18 protein-coding genes are annotated in these 17,700 nt (G+C 46.6%); 17 read left to right on the plus strand and 1 reads right to left on the minus strand.

Annotation, left to right across the window (positions count from 1 at the left end; all coding sequences use genetic code 11):
* The first annotated feature begins 43 nt into the window (after positions 1–43).
* From AB3Y94_RS01425 to holA, 9 genes are all read left to right on the plus strand, one after another.
* Positions 44–1,198, plus strand: a complete 1,155-nt coding sequence (locus tag AB3Y94_RS01425) for an FtsW/RodA/SpoVE family cell cycle protein (RefSeq protein ID WP_367294809.1) — start codon at positions 44–46, stop codon at positions 1,196–1,198.
* 17 nt (positions 1,199–1,215) lie between these two features.
* On the plus strand, positions 1,216–1,509 hold the full coding sequence (locus tag AB3Y94_RS01430) for a YlbG family protein (RefSeq protein WP_367294810.1): 294 nt from the start codon (positions 1,216–1,218) through the stop codon (positions 1,507–1,509).
* Positions 1,506–2,069: a 16S rRNA (guanine(966)-N(2))-methyltransferase RsmD gene (rsmD, locus tag AB3Y94_RS01435; protein ID WP_367294811.1), complete on the plus strand. Its 564-nt coding sequence runs from the start codon at positions 1,506–1,508 to the stop codon at positions 2,067–2,069. Before AB3Y94_RS01430 ends, rsmD begins: the two co-directional genes overlap by 4 nt.
* Positions 2,066–2,551 carry a pantetheine-phosphate adenylyltransferase gene (gene coaD, locus AB3Y94_RS01440; RefSeq protein ID WP_367294812.1) on the plus strand — a complete coding sequence of 162 codons (486 nt, stop codon included), beginning with the start codon at positions 2,066–2,068 and terminating at the stop codon, positions 2,549–2,551. Before rsmD ends, coaD begins: the two co-directional genes overlap by 4 nt.
* Positions 2,552–3,598, plus strand: a complete 1,047-nt coding sequence (locus AB3Y94_RS01445) for a SepM family pheromone-processing serine protease (protein WP_367294813.1) — start codon at positions 2,552–2,554, stop codon at positions 3,596–3,598. It begins immediately after the preceding gene.
* A 93-nt stretch (positions 3,599–3,691) separates the two neighbouring features.
* Positions 3,692–4,402, plus strand: coding sequence for a helix-hairpin-helix domain-containing protein (locus AB3Y94_RS01450; RefSeq protein WP_367294814.1), 711 nt, complete (start codon positions 3,692–3,694; stop codon positions 4,400–4,402).
* A gap of 41 nt (positions 4,403–4,443) precedes the next feature.
* Positions 4,444–4,929, plus strand: a complete 486-nt coding sequence (locus AB3Y94_RS01455; RefSeq protein WP_367294815.1) for a ComE operon protein 2 — start codon at positions 4,444–4,446, stop codon at positions 4,927–4,929.
* Positions 4,930–4,964: 35 nt separating this feature from the next.
* A complete protein-coding gene (locus tag AB3Y94_RS01460) occupies positions 4,965–7,190 on the plus strand; it encodes a DNA internalization-related competence protein ComEC/Rec2 (RefSeq protein WP_367294816.1) in 2,226 nt (741 codons plus the stop codon).
* A complete protein-coding gene (gene holA / locus AB3Y94_RS01465; RefSeq protein WP_367294817.1) occupies positions 7,187–8,218 on the plus strand; it encodes a DNA polymerase III subunit delta in 1,032 nt (343 codons plus the stop codon). Before AB3Y94_RS01460 ends, holA begins: the two co-directional genes overlap by 4 nt.
* Positions 8,219–8,300: 82 nt before the next feature.
* On the opposite strand, the gene rpsT is transcribed toward holA, so the two are convergent.
* A complete protein-coding gene (gene rpsT / locus AB3Y94_RS01470; RefSeq protein WP_367294818.1) occupies positions 8,301–8,555 on the minus strand; it encodes a 30S ribosomal protein S20 in 255 nt (84 codons plus the stop codon).
* A 278-nt stretch (positions 8,556–8,833) separates the two neighbouring features.
* Here rpsT and rpsO point away from each other — a divergent pair, with 278 nt between their 5' ends.
* The 8 genes from rpsO (at position 8,834) to AB3Y94_RS01510 (ending at position 17,700) form a co-directional block, all read left to right on the plus strand.
* On the plus strand, positions 8,834–9,103 hold the full coding sequence (gene rpsO / locus AB3Y94_RS01475; RefSeq protein WP_125577216.1) for a 30S ribosomal protein S15: 270 nt from the start codon (positions 8,834–8,836) through the stop codon (positions 9,101–9,103).
* Between the two features lie 221 nt (positions 9,104–9,324).
* Entirely contained in the window at positions 9,325–11,190 is a 1,866-nt protein-coding gene (locus AB3Y94_RS01480; RefSeq protein ID WP_367294819.1) for a ribonuclease J, read from the plus strand.
* Positions 11,191–11,261: 71 nt separating this feature from the next.
* Positions 11,262–12,224: a hypothetical protein gene (locus AB3Y94_RS01485; protein ID WP_367294820.1), complete on the plus strand. Its 963-nt coding sequence runs from the start codon at positions 11,262–11,264 to the stop codon at positions 12,222–12,224.
* Between the two features lie 159 nt (positions 12,225–12,383).
* On the plus strand, positions 12,384–13,574 hold the full coding sequence (gene tuf, locus AB3Y94_RS01490) for an elongation factor Tu (protein ID WP_367294821.1): 1,191 nt from the start codon (positions 12,384–12,386) through the stop codon (positions 13,572–13,574).
* Between the two features lie 269 nt (positions 13,575–13,843).
* Positions 13,844–15,154: a trigger factor gene (gene tig / locus AB3Y94_RS01495; protein WP_367294822.1), complete on the plus strand. Its 1,311-nt coding sequence runs from the start codon at positions 13,844–13,846 to the stop codon at positions 15,152–15,154.
* A 215-nt stretch (positions 15,155–15,369) separates the two neighbouring features.
* Entirely contained in the window at positions 15,370–16,623 is a 1,254-nt protein-coding gene (gene clpX, locus AB3Y94_RS01500; RefSeq protein ID WP_367296464.1) for an ATP-dependent Clp protease ATP-binding subunit ClpX, read from the plus strand.
* Between the two features lie 181 nt (positions 16,624–16,804).
* Positions 16,805–17,401, plus strand: coding sequence for a ribosome biogenesis GTP-binding protein YihA/YsxC (gene yihA, locus AB3Y94_RS01505; RefSeq protein WP_367294823.1), 597 nt, complete (start codon positions 16,805–16,807; stop codon positions 17,399–17,401).
* Positions 17,401–17,700, plus strand: a complete 300-nt coding sequence (locus tag AB3Y94_RS01510; protein WP_367294824.1) for a nucleoside triphosphate pyrophosphohydrolase family protein — start codon at positions 17,401–17,403, stop codon at positions 17,698–17,700. The genes yihA and AB3Y94_RS01510 overlap by 1 nt, the downstream gene beginning before the upstream one ends.

Consider the following 17,700-nt stretch of genomic DNA (forward strand, 5'->3'; position numbering starts at 1 on the left):
CGATTGCCGTCGTTGGACGGTGGACTTGGAGCGAATGAATCGTATGCAGAAGTTAAAATATTTAGATTATTGGCTAGTGGTGCCGTACCTCATTTTGAGTGTTTTGGGTATCGTCATGGTGTACTCGGCGAGTGCGGATATTGGTTCGCAAAACGGGGGGAGTCCCGGGAGTTACCTGTTCAAGCAAGCAGTCTATGTGATCATGGGCTTAGTTATCGTGAGCTTCATGATTATGTTGAACATTAATAAGCTCCGTGATAAAAATATTTTGCGATATGCTGGATATGCCGCTTTGGCGTCACTATTATTGTTGTTAGTAATGGGACAGACTATTAATGGGGCGGCTGGGTGGTTCCACCTGGGGCCAATCAGTCTGCAACCCGCTGAATTCGTAAAATTTTACGTGATTATTTGGTTAGCCAACGTCATTGCGCAAAGACAGGATGACATTGAACTTTATGGTTGGTGGGCAACCATGCGTTGGCCACTGGCTATCTGTGCCGGAATTGTGGGTCTGATTCTTGTCCAACCTGACTTGGGTGGGGCAACCATCAACGCCACCATTATTTTTGTAATGATATTGGCGAGTGGTATTAGTACCAAAAAATCCGTGTCAATTTTTGGTGCAGCACTATTGTTCGTTGTCCTGATTGTTTTCCCATTGCTGACCAAGGTTTCAGAAATGGGTTTTGCCAAGAACGTTTACCAGTTACAACGAATCGTTGCTTTCGTTCACCCGTTTGCTCATTCGCAGGGTGTTGGCCAGCAATTGGTCAATTCGTATTATGCATTGAGTAATGGGGGAATCTTTGGTGTCGGTTGGGGGAATAGTATCCAGAAAACTGGATACTTACCTGAACCTAACACGGATTTTATTATGGCTATTTTAACGGAAGAGTTGGGACTCATTACAGCGCTGGCTGTCGTCACCTTGCTGTTTATGTTAATTTTGCGGATTCTGTTAGTTGGGATTCGCAGTAATTCGACGTACCAATCTCTGATTTGCTATGGGGTTGCTACCTATTTAACCATTCAATCGATTTTTAATTTGGGTGGCGTTCTGGGGATGCTACCGATTACTGGGGTGACTTTTCCATTTATCAGTTATGGGGGGTCTAGTACCTGGACCTTGGCATTAGTGATGGGGACGGTCATGAATATTAGCGCCCGACAGAAACGGTTTCGGGCGACACATTGAGTAGAGGAGGTCAGAACATGACATTTGAAATCCAACCGCGGCAGAGCTTGATTGTTTACACATACAGTCTGAAGCAGACCCGGCAGTTAAAACGGTATGGCACCGTCATGTACGTCTCCAAGAAGATGCGCTACGTGGTGTTGTACGTTGATCAAAAGGACGTGACGAGTCTGACGGAGCAACTGAACAAGCTACGGTTCGTTAAGCGCGTGGTGGCCTCTGCACGACCAGAAATTACCGAAAGTTTTAACGGTGTTGCCGAAGAGGTCGCCGAAAATTCCGAAGATGAAACGAAGGATGATGAGAAATGAGAATTGTTGCGGGTGACTTTGGTGGGCGACGGTTAAAGGCCGTTCCTGGAATGGCAACTCGTCCGACCACTGATAAGGTCAAGGAAGCGTTGTTTAACATTATTGGCCCGTACTTTGATGGGGGTCGTAGTCTGGACCTATTTGCGGGTTCCGGTGGGCTGAGCATTGAGGCTGTTTCTCGGGGAATCAAGCAAGCGGTTTTGATTGATCGGCAGTATGCGGCGATTAAAACCATCAAGGATAATGTGGCAGTGACGAAGGCACCGGACCGGTTTGAAATCATTAAACGAGATGCAAATAAGGCCGTTAAGGAACTGAGCGACCGAGGAGACCAATTTGACTTGGTTTTCTTTGATCCACCATATGCTCAACAGAAGATTGTTGACCAAATAGGTGTTTTACGGGAGCTAAACTTATTAACGGGCACGGCCCGCATCGTTTGTGAGACTGATCAGAACGCGCAGTTGCCCGATGAAATTGCGGGATTTGACTTGGTTGAACGGCGTGATTATGGCATCACGGAACTGACGATTTACGCGGTGGGGAGTGAAGCTGAATGACGATTGCCGTTTTTCCAGGGAGTTTTGATCCGTTGACCAATGGCCATTTGGATTTGATTGCCCGAGCTAGTCGCATGTTTGACCAGTTAATCGTGGGTGTTGGCCAAAATACCGCCAAACGGGGATTGTTTACGGCTGCTGAACGCGTGGCTTTTATTGAGGCTAGTGTCGCCAATCTGCCTAACGTTTCCGTGAAGATAGAGAGTGGTTTGACCGTTGATTTTTTGCGTTCTGTTCACGCAACCGTTCTCGTACGGGGCCTTAGAAATAGTGCGGATTTTGAATTTGAACAGGGGATTGCCGGGATGAACCGAGCCCTAGCACCAGACTTGGATACAGTTTGTCTCATGACAGACCCACAGTATCAATTTGTTTCCTCCAGCTTACTGAAGGAAGTGGCGCGCTTTGGCGGTGACCTGACAAACTTGGTCCCGGCAGCGGTTGCGCAGGCATTGGCTCAGCGATTGGCAGGTGACCAGTAGATGCGATATTGGACGCGACGTCAATGGCGTCAGTTAGTTCTGCTGGTTACTATCGGTATTGCTATCTTGGCGTTCCTTTTCCTACCGCTTCCTAAGTACATCGAGGGTCCAGGAGAGGCAGACGATTTAAAGGCATTTGTAAAAATACCAGGCCATACCGATACTCATAAGGGAAAATTCATGATTACGTCGGTCATACAGTCGCAAGCAACGCCGGCAACGTACCTGTATGCCAGTTTACACGCCTATGACACCATCGAGAGTATTGATGAAGCCACGGGTGGTGTCAGTACAGCAACGTACGACCGGGTGCAGGATTTCTACATGCAAGATGCCATCAATGAATCAATCTATACGGCGTATAAAGCAGCCAATAAGACCGTTAAGCGAACGTATCTTGGTATTTATGTGGTGAGTGTAGACAAGACCTCACCGTTTGCCAAGGCGTTAAAGGTTGGCGATACGGTTACTAAGGTTAACGGTCGCCATTTTGATTCGATGGTTGGCTATCAGAAGTACATTCAAAAGCAAAAGGTCGGACAAAAAGCAACGATTACGTTTAAGCATAAAGGGAAGACGGAGCAAGCAACGGCCAAGCTTATGCGGTTGCCAACCAAGAAAGCTGGAATTGGAATTACCCTAACTGACAATGTGAAGGTGACGGCGAAGCCAAAGGTGTCGATCGATGCTGGCAATATTGGTGGTCCATCTGGTGGACTGATGTTTAGTTTACAGGTATACACGCAGGTAACGGGTCAAAATCTGCGCCACGGTAAGAAGATTGCTGGAACGGGGACGGTAGACGGTGATGGTAATGTCGGTGAGATCGGTGGTATTGATAAAAAGATCATTGCTGCGAAACGCGCCGGTGCCACTGTCTTTTTTGCACCATATGTCAAACCTAGCAAGTTACTGTTGAAATACGAAGAACACCATCAAACAAACTATCAGTTGGCTAAATCAACTGCTAAAAAGTATGCACCCAACATGAAAGTTGTTCCGGTTAAAAACTTTAATGACGCGGTTCATTACTTGAAAACCCATTAATAACGAAAAGCTTGGATTTTTTTCAAGCTTTTTTTGTTTTGCGCAAAAAGTTTTGGCTTAAATACGGAGTTAGTGGGAAAGGGGGTCATCAGTGTGGAAAATATCAAGGCGTGGTGGTGGGACCGTTCACAACGGGATAAGTGGCTTATCGGTGGTGTCATCGCCTTGGTCGTTATGGGAATTGTAAGTGGCCTGTTGCTACGACAACCAGCGACACCAGCGCCATTACCAGCTGCAGTACCACCGGCCGCGCAGGCAGTTCAGCACGGGACGGGAACTGTTAGAGAGAATACGACCCATGTGAGTGGGGGCACCAGTTCGGCTAGCAGCCATGATACTCGGGTGTTTGTCGATGTTCAGGGTGGCGTTAATCATCCGGGGCTCTATCAGTTTGCGGCGGAGATGCGGGTGGCGGATGCCATTAAAGCTGCTGGCGGATTGGCCACCCGTGCCGACCGACAGCAAGTCAATTTGGCAACGAAGTTAACGGATCAACAACAGCTCTATATTCCGTTGCAGGGTGAGAAAGTTCCAGCCGCACAGACTGCTAGTTCCGCGGTGGAATCGCCGAACGGTAGCACACCTGCAAAACAAGGTAGTAATGGGCCAGCTGCGGTGATTAACTTGAATACAGCAACTGTGACCGAGTTTCAGCAGTTGACGGGGATCGGAGAGAAGAAGGCCCAGAAGATTGTGGATTATCGTTCGGAACATGGGTCATTTAAGACGGTCAAGGATTTAAGTCAAGTACCGGGTTTTGGTGACAAGACGGTTGCTAACTTGCAGGATCAACTCACTGTTTAAGCACAGTGGTATACTTAAAAATAAAATTTGAAAATGGGGTAATGATTGTGAAGCGTGAACGAATTCCTTGGGATCAGTATTTTATGTTGCAAGCGTTAGTGATTTCTACACGGAGTACCTGTAATCGGTTGTCTGTGGGCGCGACGATTGTCCGGGATAAGAGAATCATTGCGGCGGGATACAACGGTTCCGTCTCGGGAGATGACCACTGTTTAGATGCAGGTTGTTATTTGGTTGATGGGCACTGTGTCCGCACGATTCACGCTGAAATGAATGCGGTGTTGCAGTGCGCCAAGTTTGGTGAAGCAACTGATGACGCCGAAATTTATGTGACTGATTTCCCTTGTTTGCAATGTACCAAAATGTTGTTACAAGCAGGAATTCGTAAAATCACTTACATGCGCAATTATCATAACGACCCGTATGCACAAAAATTGATTGCATTAAAGGGCGTTGAGCTAAATCAAGTGACGGTTGAACCTGAAATGTTGACGCATCTGTCCTTTGATCAACCCAAGCAGGATTAGTGGCGCCCGGCCATTGGTTTCTCATTAGTTTGGTCGTGGCAGCCTATACCGTTATGATTGGTGGTCACTTTTGGGGTGGGTGTTTGTTGCTGGTGATTGCCGTGGGGCGGGTCATTACGCTACGTTCATGGCGAGTTCTGGCAGTGATGGCTGGTGTGCTCTTTCTCATGGCAGGCTACTTGGCATTACGAGAGCACCAGCTTAAGCAGCGGGAACTTAGTTATTTGCATGCCTCACCGGTAAGCTTGCAGCTCCGGGTTCAGCCGGATGCCATCTCAGTACGCGGTGCGGCGTATTACCTGGCTGCAAGGGTGGTGAAGACTGGTGAGTCAGTATTAATTCATGGTCGGGTGAAATCAGCTAGTGAATTGGCAACCTTACAACGTGTGGCAGAACCCCAGCTGTGGTCGATTCAAGGGCAGCAACAGGGAATCTTGCCGGCAACCAACTTCGGTCAGTTTGATGCTGCTAAGTATTGGCGGCGACGAGGGATCGTTAAGACGATAGCTGTTACAGAATTAGTTAGTCAACAACGTGCTCAGAGTACGTTGTACGGCTGGTTTGGTGATTGGTGGCATAGTTGGCGGGCAAAGCTAATTCATTACTGTGAAGGACTACCAGGCGCTTTGAGCGTCTATGCCTTGGGCTTGTTTCCGGGGCAGAAGCGGGCTGAGACGGCTTTAGAACTACAAGGGATGCGTCAGCTGGGGTTGTTGCATCTTTTTGCAATTTCGGGAATGCACGTTGCTTTGGTCCTCAGTGTGCTAACGTGGTTACTGGTACACTTACGGTTGGCCCGGGAACACTGGGAGTGGTTGCTATTGTTGGGGTTACCAGGATACTTTATTTTGGCGGGCGGCGGTAGTGGTGTTCTCCGGGCTTGTTTGATGCGAGGGATACAGCTCTTGGGGAAAAGAATTGGCCGACCGATTGGGACCTTAGATGCCTGGGCGACTGCGCTTGTAGCTGGTCTAGTATTGAATCCTGGTTTATTGTTTGAGCTAGGTGGTCAACTGAGCTATGGGTTATCTTTAGCCTTGATTTTGTTAGCTACTGAACGGCGCTATTGGCGTCAAGTGGGGCTAACGCTCCTCAGTCTGCCTAGTTTATTGAGTGGTGTCTTTCAGTGGCATTTTTTGACACTACTGGCAAATTGGGTGATTGTGCCACTGTTTCCCACCATTATTTTACCGATCACGGTGGTTGGCACGCTGAGCGGTCACTACTTGCCAATAGTTAGCCAGTGGGCCGCAACTGTCTTAGGGAGCTTAGATGGCCTTCTAGGATGGTTGGGGAAGCTTCCGGGAAACGTGGTCTTTGGTCAACCGGTCTGGTGGCTAACGTGGGTGTGGGTGGCTCTGACTTGGGGGCTATTTACCCGGCCAGTGGTTCAACGCCGCCGCTGGATTTACGGGTTGCTAGCCAGTTATGGAATTGCATATGCGATGATTCACATACCGTGTTCTGGAGAGGTGACTTATTTTGACGTAGGCCAAGGAGACAGCATATTGATTCGTGAGCCGTATAATCGGCGGATTTCTTTAATTGATACCGGTGGTCGTCTGGGGTTTCGTGAACCAGACTGGGTGCCACGATTGCCCGCAACGTATGCTGCTACGCGGACCAGCCTGACTTATTTACGTAGTCGTGGGATTACCCACATTGATGATCTTTACTTGACCCACCACGATGCAGATCATATTGGTGATTTACCGGCTTTTTTGCAGGAAATGCAGATTGGCCGAATTTTAGTACCGGCGGGGATGGAGAAGGAACTGAGTTGGCAGCACCTGTTACATGGTAGTCGGGTGCCCGTTCAACCCATTAAGGTGGGGATGACCATGCCACTTAAAATACGGCATCCCTTTGAAGCGGCTCCGGCCGAGAATGCCAACTCCCTTGCGCTGGAAGGAAACTTTGGTGGCCAAAATTTTCTGTTTATGGGGGACCTAGACCGTCCTGGTGAGCAAAAAATATTAGACGCGGTCCCGCAGCTACGGACGGACGTGTTAAAATTAGGACATCATGGTAGCAAAACGGCAAGTGCCCCCGCGTTTTTGGCACAAACGAGACCGCGGTGGGCAATCATTTCAGCAGGGCGTCAGAATCGTTATGGCCATCCCAATCAGGAGACACTAGCGACCCTCAATGATTTGAAGATACCGGCGGTAAGTACTCAGACGAGTGGAATGATCCGCTATTCCTATCACGGAACACATGGTTTTTGGCAAACTAAATTAAAAGGGGACCAAGCGACGTGACGATTAACGAACTCTTAAAAACGTTGGATAAAGGCGACCAATTAGCGAACGTCTATCTGATTTTAGGCGAGGCAGATTATTTGCAGCGCAGACTAAAGGCAGGTTTTAAAAATAGTGTGCCTGTTGAAGAGCAAACAATGAATTTTGCCAGTTATGACATGGATACGGTTCCGTTAGCAGTTGCCTTGGATGATGCGATGGCAGCCCCATTCTTTGGTGAACGCCGCGTTGTTTGTATCGACAACCCGCAATTTTTGACGGGGGAAACGAAGAAGCAAAAGGTTGATCACGATATCGACAGTCTCCAAACATACTTGGGGTCGCCAATGCCGAGCACGGTACTCGTCTTCTTTGCGCCCTATGAAAAACTAGATGGTCGTAAAAAAGTGGTCAAACAACTGAAAAAAACGGCTACAACGATTGAAATCGGCAATTTTTCCGAGCGAGACGTTCGCCAATTTATCGGCAATCAATTGAAGCGTGCGGGGTACACTATGGCTCCAGATGCGTTAAACGAGTTGATTCAGCGAACGGATGCTGATTTAACGCTTATGATGAGTGAGCTACCTAAGCTGGAACTTTTCGCATTGCCGGCAAAGGAAATTCAGTTAAGTGCTGTGACTGGTTTAGTTCGACAGACATTGACCCAAAATGTTTTTGATCTGGTCAACCGAGTTTTGGCCAAGGATACGGCTGGGGCGGTGATCCTTTATCGTGAACTGCTGTTGGCCAAGGAGGAACCTCTACGAATCAATGCCATCTTGCAAGGACAATTTCGGCTGTTGATTCAAACTAAGATTTTAGCTAAGCAGGGCTATAGTCAGGGAAAACTTGCCAGCATTTTAAAGGTCCATCCATATAGAATCAAACTAGCGTTGCAATCACATCGTAGATTCAAGTTAACCGACCTAAACCGTGCGTACCTAGGATTATTTCGGGTCGAGCAGCAGATGAAGTCGACGGCCATGGAACCGGAGATGTTATTTTCGCTCTTCATGACACAATTTGCAGCTCAAGTGCCAGCGTAGAAAATATAAAAATGGACAAAAAAGGGGGTCGACCAATTGGTCGACCCCCTGATTGCATCATCTAATCATGTTGATTAATTGATTACTTAGCTAAACGTGCAGCCATCCGTGACTTGTCACGGGAAGCTTTGTTACGCTTGATCAAGCCCTTTGAAGCGGCCTTGTCAACTGCAGCACTAGCAGCGCGGTATAATTCTTCTGCGTTGTCGGCGCCAGCCGTCTTGGCTGCTTCAAAACGCTTAACGGCAGTCCGCATAGTGCTCAATTGAGCAGAGTTGCGTTCGTTAGCCTTCACGTTCGTCTTGGCACGTTCGATTGCTGATTTGATAATTGGCATGAAAATTTCACCTCCGAATGAGAAATCCTTTGTACCGGAAATCTTAATTTCAACGTAAGTTATTATACAGAAGGCACCGACTGAATGCAATAGCTAGGCTCGATAAATGTAAAGTAATTTTACTTGATAGCTACTTGGTGGAAAAGGCTTGCTATTTTAAGTCAAGTTCAGTATGATTGATAACTGTGCAAAAGCACAAACCTCTAACTTAGTTCATCGGGCGGCCACCGTCGATTTACTCAGTTTGGGGCACTTATTTGAAAGGTGGTATATTTACCATGGCTATTAGTCAAGCAAAGAAAAACGAAATCATCAAGCAATACGCCCGTCACGAAGGTGACACAGGTTCTACTGAGGTCCAAGTTGCCGTTTTGACCGCTGATATCAACGAAATCAACGTTCATATGCAACAACACCGTAAGGACTTCCACTCACAACGTGGGTTGATGAAGAAGATTGGTCACCGTCGTAACCTTTTGGCTTACTTACGGAAGACTGATGTTCAACGTTACCGTGAATTAATCAAGAGCTTAGGTCTGCGTCGTTAATTCTACGCGACTTATGGGTCCATTTCCCGCTGGGAGATGGGCTTTTCTTTTTGCCTTTAAAACAGATTAGCCATCTTAGTTCTGTATACCATCAAAGTATGGTAAACTGGAGGAAGTTTAATCATGGACGAATTTTGGGCTGAAGTTGCCCATAAGAAAACACTGGCGATTGATTTGCCAGGGATTGAATTGAATCTATCAAAGATACTTGAGGTGAACTTATGAGTGCAAAAATAAAGATTATTCCGTTTGGCGGTGTTCGCGAAAACGGTAAGAACATGTATGCCGTAGACGTTAATGGTGGCATTTACATTTTAGATTGTGGGTTAAAGTACCCGGAAAATGAATTGTTAGGGATTGACGTAGTCATTCCTGACTGGGCCTACTTGCGTGAAAATAAGGATCGTATCGTGGCGGTCTTCTTGACCCACGGACATGCGGATGCAATTGGGGCGTTGCCTTACTTCTTGAGTGAGTTCAACGTACCCGTATTTGGTTCTGAAATGACGATTGCCTTGGCTAAAATTGGGGTTAACGCTGAACCAAAGGTGAAGGATTACGATGATTTCCACGTGATCGATGAAAAGACAGAAATTGATTTCGGTGACGTCACGGTTTCCTTTTTCTCGACGACCCACTCAATTCCCGAATCACTGGGAATCGACTTGAAGACCGATGAAGGCCAAATCATTTATACGGGTGACTTCAAATTCGACCAAACTGCTAAGTCTGGGTACCAAACGGACTACGCCCGGTTGGGGTCCATCGGACAAAACGGGGTCTTGGCCGTATTGAGTGATTCTGCCAATGCAGAAAATCCAGCCATGAATGCCTCCGAACAGACCATTGCTGAATCTATTGAAGAAACTTTCCACTACCAGGAAGGGCGCGTCGTCGTTGCCTGTGTTGCTTCAAATATTCTGCGAATTCAACAGGTCTTTGACGCGGCTAAACAGACAGGACGTAAAGTTTGCCTGACTGGGCAGGATCTTGAAAAAATTGTGAACACGGCCATGAAACTGGGGAAGTTGGACTTTGACGATGACCTGCTGGTTACACCAGAACAGCTAGAGAGTTTGAGCCCCGCTGAAACGGTTATTCTCCAGACTGGTAAGATGGGTGAACCAATTAAGGCCATCCAACGAATGGCTAACAAGCAAGAAAAAGATTTGAACATCCAGGAAGGCGACCTGGTTTACATCACCACGACGCCTTCCCACGCCATGGATACGACAGTTGCTCAGACCCGTGACATGATCTACCGGGCGGGTGGCGAAGTTAAGGCCATTTCGGATGAGCTCAATTCTTCAGGTCATGCGTACACACGTGACTTACAATTGATGTTGAATCTGTTAAAGCCTAAGTATTTGGTGCCTATTCAAGGCGAATACCGATTATTGAACGCCCATGCCAATGCTGCAATGGAACTTGGCATGCCTGCGGACCACATCTTTATTCTGGCTAAGGGTGACGTCTTGACCTATGATAAGGGCGAGATGGGCCTTGGTGAAGGAATTGAAGTCGGTGATACTATGATTGATGGTATCGGTGTCGGGGACATTGGAAACATCGTTCTTCGTGACCGGAAAGTCTTAGCAGACGACGGAATTTTTATTGCGGTCGTAACCATTGACCGTAAGAAGAAACAAATCGTTGCTGATCCTAAAATTACTTCCCGTGGGTTTGTCTACGTTAAGGCTAACAAAGACTTGATGCAGGAAAGCGCTCAGATTATTCGCAAAGCTGTTCAAAATAATTTGGATAACAAAGAGTTTGATTGGGGCCACTTGAAACAGGATGTCAGAGAGCACTTGAGTCATTACCTATTTGAGCATACTCACCGGCGGCCAGTTATCCTACCAGTGATTATGGAAGTTAACCAGCATCATCGACGGAGTACTGGTAAGGACAAGCCTGGCGAACAACCATCTAAGCCCAAAACGCAAAAAGTGCCAGCCAAGGCTCAAAATGCCAAGGCCGGCAAACCAGCGGCAGCAGTTGCGGCTAAGCCAAACCATAAGGCTCATCGCAATCGTAAGCGGCGGCGAGCTAGTAAGCCTGAAGGTACGACCAGCGAAAAAGATTAAGATGACGGACCGAAGCCAGTGAGGCATTCGGTCCGTTTTAAGTCAGCAAAGAATTAAGGGGGAAAATAATTGTGGCAGAGTTTTCGAGTCCCGCCGCTCGTGAGAAAGCCTTTGAAGTGGCGCGTAAGGCGTTTGAAGAGCAACAGTGGTCCGCAGCTAGTTCTGCGTTCCAAACGTTGTATCAGGACCAGCAGACACCTGAATTGAACCGTTATTTGGTGATGAGTCTTTTTCGTGACCAACAGTATCTGGCGGCGGAACAAATCGCTGCCGAACAGGATCAAATCTATTTGGCCAACGAGTCACTGTTTAATTTGCGATTGGCCGTGGCCTTAAAGAATCAGCAATTCATTTTTGCCCGTGAGTTTTGTGAGTTGGTAGGTGCTCGTGACTGGCGAGAGGCAGGACTCGAGAAAATTCAGCAGACGGAACGGGAAGCCGAACAATCACTGGCTGCGACCCAAAAAACGATTGCCAAGCAATTTTATCATTTGGGGGATGTTTCATTTGCTGAACAACGTCAGCGGCTGGAACGCGCCAAACAGTTACCATTGGCCACTTTTATGAAAGGCGTTCAATATCTGTTGGTTGACCCATTCTTACACCCTTTAATTCGTGCAACCTTGTTGGAGGAGCTTTTACGGTTAAAGGTTGATACTTCGGTTCAGCTGCACTGGCTGGATGACCAGACCTATACTATTGCCACTAAAGACCTTAGGCCAGTGGGGGCCAGTCAGTCGGCACAGGCCATTCAGAATTATTTACAACTGGAGCTAGGTCAAAATGATCCGGTGCTGGCGGCCAATTTACAACAAACGGTTACGTTACAGTTGATGATGCTTTATCCATTTATTGATAAAGTGATTACGCAACCCGTTTTATGGGCACAGGCAGTGGGCGGAATCGCGCCGTCTGGGGTGGATTCTGAGAAATTAAAAGAGATTATGGTCTGGCAACAACGCCTAAATCGGTATTTGGCTGAACTTTTTGGGCCATTAAGTGGCGAAAATACTGAAAAACCGAAAAATGAGTGAATTTTTAGTTTACAAATAATTCTGCAGCATATATACTGGTCAAGGATTCTTTTTTGGGAGGGTTCCAGCTTTCCCTTTCTGAAAAGAAGTAGTATAATTTTACGCAAAGGGTGATTAATTTAATCATTCTTAGCGATAAAATACAGGAGGGTTTCATTAATGGCTGAAAAAGAACATTATGAAAGAACTAAACCCCATGTAAATATTGGTACTATTGGCCATATTGACCATGGGAAAACGACGTTAACTGCTGCAATCACTAAGGTACTTGCTGACAAAGGTTTAGCAAAGGCCGAAGATTACGCTGATATCGATGCTGCTCCAGAAGAACGTGAACGTGGTATCACGATCAACACTGCCCACGTTGAATACGAAACGGAAAAGCGTCACTATGCGCATATCGATGCCCCAGGACATGCTGACTACATCAAGAACATGATTACTGGTGCTGCCCAAATGGACGGTGCTATCTTGGTTGTTGCCGCTACTGATGGCCCTATGCCACAAACTCGTGAACACATTTTGCTTGCTCGCCAAGTTGGTGTTGAATACATCGTTGTCTTCTTAAACAAGACTGACCTTGTTGACGATGACGAACTTGTCGACTTAGTTGAAATGGAAGTTCGTGAATTGCTGTCCGAATACGATTACCCTGGTGATGATATTCCAGTTATTCGCGGTTCAGCTTTGAAGGCTCTTGAAGGCGACGAAGAACAAACGAAAGTTATTCTTCACTTGATGGATGTTGTTGATGATTACATCCCAACTCCAGAACGTGAAAACGACAAGCCTTTCTTGATGCCAGTTGAAGACGTCTTCACGATCACTGGTCGTGGGACTGTTGCTTCAGGTCGTATCGACCGTGGGACTGTTAAGATTGGTGACGAAGTTGAAATCGTTGGTTTACATGACGACGTATTGAAGACGACTGTTACCGGTCTTGAAATGTTCCGTAAGACGTTGGACCTTGGTGAAGCCGGGGATAACGTTGGTGCCTTACTTCGTGGTGTTAACCGGGAACAAGTTGTACGTGGCCAAGTGCTTGCACAACCAGGTTCTATCCAAACCCACAAGATGTTCAAGGGTGAAGTCTACATCTTGAGCAAAGAAGAAGGTGGCCGTCATACGCCATTCTTCTCCAACTACCGTCCACAATTCTACTTCCACACCACTGATATCACTGGTGTAATTGAATTGCCTGATGGCGTTGAAATGGTTATGCCTGGTGATAACGTGACGTTCACTGTTGAACTGATCCAACCAGCTGCCATTGAAAAGGGTACTAAGTTCACTGTTCGTGAAGGTGGCCACACCGTTGGTGCCGGTACCGTTACGGAAATTGATGACTAATTAATTTGATTAATTAGAAGTATCTGTAAGAGGGGTCGAAAAGTTTAACTTTTCGGTCCCTTTTATTGTGGCTAGATTTCATGTGATGATGGTGCATAGCGATTGACCTTTTAAAATCGTTTATTCATTGAAAAATCGCAAAGAATCCGCGCCATTCACGGTGTTTCGGCAAAAATCATTTTACAATTTCGGTGGCGTAAGGTACACTAATATAGTATGCAATTGCTAGAATTGTAAATAGTAATATCTTTCATTTCGGAGGGAAAATAATGGCTGCAAAGTGGGAAAAAAAGGAAGCTACTAAAGGCGAACTGACCTTTGAAATTGCTCCTGATAAGATTAAGGAAGGCTTAGACAAAGCATTCCAACGTACTAAAAAGAATTTAGCGGTACCAGGTTTCCGTAAGGGCCGGGTTCCACGTCAAATCTTCAACCAAATGTATGGTGAAGAAGCTTTATACCAAGACGCTTTAAACATCGTCTTGCCAGAAGCTTATGATGCTGCCATTAAAGAAGCTGGTATCGAACCAGTCGACCAACCACAAGTGGATGTTGAATCCATGGACAAAGGTAAGGCTTGGGTCTTGAAGGCCGTTGTTACGGTTAAGCCAGACGTTAAGCTGGGTGAATACAAGGGCCTTAGTGTAACTAAGCAAAACACCCGTGTTTACCAAAAGGACATTGACGCTGAATTAAAAAAGCAACGTCAACAACAAGCTGAATTAGTCTTGAAGGAAGACGAAGCCGCTGCTAAGGGCGATACTGTTGTTATCGACTTTGACGGTTACGTTGACGGCAAGCAATTCGATGGTGGTAAGGCTGACAACTACTCCTTGGAATTAGGTTCTAACTCCTTCATCCCTGGCTTTGAAGACCAATTAGTTGGTCACAAGGCTGGCGAGAACGTGGACGTTAAGGTAACCTTCCCTAAGGATTACCAAGCCGAAGACTTACGTGACAAGGAAGCCACTTTCAAGGTTACAATTCACGAAGTTAAGGAAAAGCAATTACCTGAATTGGATGACGAATTCGCTAAGGACGTTGACGAAGATGTTGACAGCTTAGAAGAATTACAAGCCAAGACGAAGGATCGTCTGAAGGAACAAAAGACGACGGCTGCTCACGAAGCAATCGAAGATGAAGCCATCAGCACCGCTGTTGACAACTCCGAAATTGCCGAAGTGCCAGAAGCTATGATGACTGAAGACATCAACCGTCAAATGGACCAATACCTGGCTAACATGCAACAACAAGGTATCGAACCTAAGATGTACTTCCAATTGACTGGGACGACCGAAGACGACTTGCGTAAGCAATTCGCTGATGGTGCTGAAAAGCGGGTTAAGACCAACTTGGTTCTTGAAGCCGTTGTTGAAGCCGAAAAGATCGAACCTAGCGAAGACGAAGTCAAGGCTGAAGTTAAGGACTTAGCTAGCCAATACGGTATGGAAGAAAGTGCCGTGCGGAGTGCCTTGTCTGATGATATGTTGAAGCATGACATTGCTATCAAGAGTGCAGTTGACTTGATTGCCGATTCTGCTAAGCAAGACAAGAAGAAGGATGCTGAAGACGACGAATAATCGTTAACAGTGTTTTGACCGGGATGACAGGCGATGTTGTCCCGGTTTTTCTATCTTTTAACCAGTTTTCCTGGCCACGAGGCGAATTAATTTTCACATGCCGTTAACTGTGGTATAGTACACGATTGAATAGGGAATCTGGTTAGTTCGACAGGCTTACTGACCAAGAACCGTTGACTAGTTAGTCCTAAGCCTGGAGAGAAAGGGTGAGTTTATTGTTTGAAAACACCGATACGAATGGCACAGTAACCTGCTCATTCTGTGGTAAAACACAAGATCAAGTTCAGAAGATCGTTGCTGGCCCAGGTGTTTACATCTGTAACGAATGTATCGACCTCTGTAAAGAAATTATTGATGAAGAATTCAGTCAAGACGCTGCACCAGAAACGTTGGAAGTTCCAACGCCTGCAGACATCGTGAATACACTGAATCAGTACGTTATTGGCCAAAACGAAGCTAAGCGGACCCTGTCCGTGGCGGTTTATAATCACTACAAGCGAGTTAATGAAATGGCTCAAGCTGATAGTGAAGGTCCCGAATTGCAAAAGAGTAACATTGCTGTCATCGGACCGACCGGTTCAGGGAAGACTTACCTGGCACAAAGCCTGGCTAAGATTTTGAACGTGCCGTTTGCAATTGCTGATGCCACGACCTTGACCGAAGCTGGTTACGTGGGTGAGGACGTCGAAAACATTCTGTTGAAGTTACTGCAGAATGCTGACTATGACGTGGACCGTGCTGAAAAAGGAATCATCTATATCGATGAAATTGATAAGATTGCTAAGAAGGCTGAGAACGTTTCGATTACCCGAGATGTTTCCGGTGAGGGTGTTCAACAAGCGCTGTTGAAGATTCTTGAAGGTACGATTGCCAACGTGCCGCCTCAGGGTGGTCGGAAGCACCCACAACAGGAATTCATTCAAATTGACACCACGAACATTCTTTTCATTGTAGGGGGAGCGTTTGATGGTATCGACGGTATCGTTAAGCGTCGTTTGGGTGATCAAACGATTGGTTTTGGTGCGGATTCTAAGGAACAAAATGTGCTGGCATCAGGTGATAGCTTGATGCAACATGTCATTCCAGAAGACCTCTTGCAATTTGGGTTAATTCCTGAATTTATTGGGCGGTTACCAATTCTGACAGCCTTAGAGAAACTGGATGAAAATGACTTGGTTCGGATTTTAACGGAACCCAAGAACGCATTGGTTAAGCAGTATGAGAAACTTTTATCATTGGACAACGTTCAATTGGAGTTCCAACCTGCTGCGTTGCGTGAAATGGCGAAGTTAGCGATTGCTCGGAACACTGGTGCTCGTGGGTTGCGCTCAATCATTGAAGATGTGATGCGCGACATTATGTTTGACTTACCTAGTCGTAACGACGTGGCTAAGGTTGTCATTACGGCATCTACGGTTACTGACCATGCTGAACCTGAATTGGTCTTAAAGGATCAGAAGGCGTCTTAATTAACGGAATCACTTGAAGGATGCCCGGCTATGGCTGGGCATCTTTTTTTATTTGAGTAAAGCCCGGCCCGCCACTCTTTACGGTGGATTCGTTGGAAAAGTTCCGGGGAATCAATTCTGTGGTACCAAGTTCTGTGTTAGAATGGTGAAAGATATTTTTTGGAGAGGATGGCACTACCTAATGCAAGTTAATCATGTGGAATTAGTCATGAGTGCGGTTGACCCCGTACAGTATCCCACCACGGGTTACCCAGAAATCGCGCTGGTGGGGCGTTCAAACGTGGGGAAATCCTCACTGACGAATGTGTTGATCAACCGAAATTCTTACGCCCGGACGTCCAGTCAACCTGGGAAGACGCAGACTTTGAACTTTTACAACGTGGAGGACCAACTCTACTTTGTGGACGTTCCCGGTTACGGTTACGCCAAGGTTTCGAAGTCTGAACGGGAAAAGTGGGGACAAATGATTGAAACTTATCTGACGCAACGAGATCAGTTGCGGGGAGTCGTTTCATTAATTGATGCCCGGCACGCGCCAACGGAAGCAGACGTGACCATGTACCAGTGGTTAGCTTACTATGAGATTCCAACGCTGATTGTTGCCACTAAGGCTGACAAGATTGCGCGGGGGAAGTGGAACCAAACGGTCAGTCAGATTAAGAAGACGTTGAATCTGCCTAGTACCGACAACATTGTTATGTTTTCGGCACCCAAGAAGTCGGGTAAGGATGACGTCTGGAATTGGATCGAGCAACAAGCCTTTGGGGAGGAATCGTAGTGGAATTTAATGAATATCAAAAAGCCGCTAACCGGACGTTGTACGGCAATGAACAGGTTCTGACGAATTGTGCGTTGGGGCTGGCCGGCGAAACGGGGCAGGTTGTTGACTTAGTCAAGAAATACACGTTTCACGGTCAAGATCTAGATCACGAAGCTATCGTAAAAGAAATGGGTGACGTTCTCTGGTACTTGAGCCAGATTGCCCAATGGGCCGACATCGATTTTGACGAGGTTGCACAGGATAACATCAAGCGGCTAAATGCGCGGTATCCTGACGGCTATCAACCAAAACGCTAA

This window comes from Levilactobacillus yonginensis (assembly GCF_964065165.1).
In the GTDB taxonomy this organism is placed as follows: Bacteria; Bacillota; Bacilli; order Lactobacillales; family Lactobacillaceae; genus Levilactobacillus; species Levilactobacillus yonginensis_A.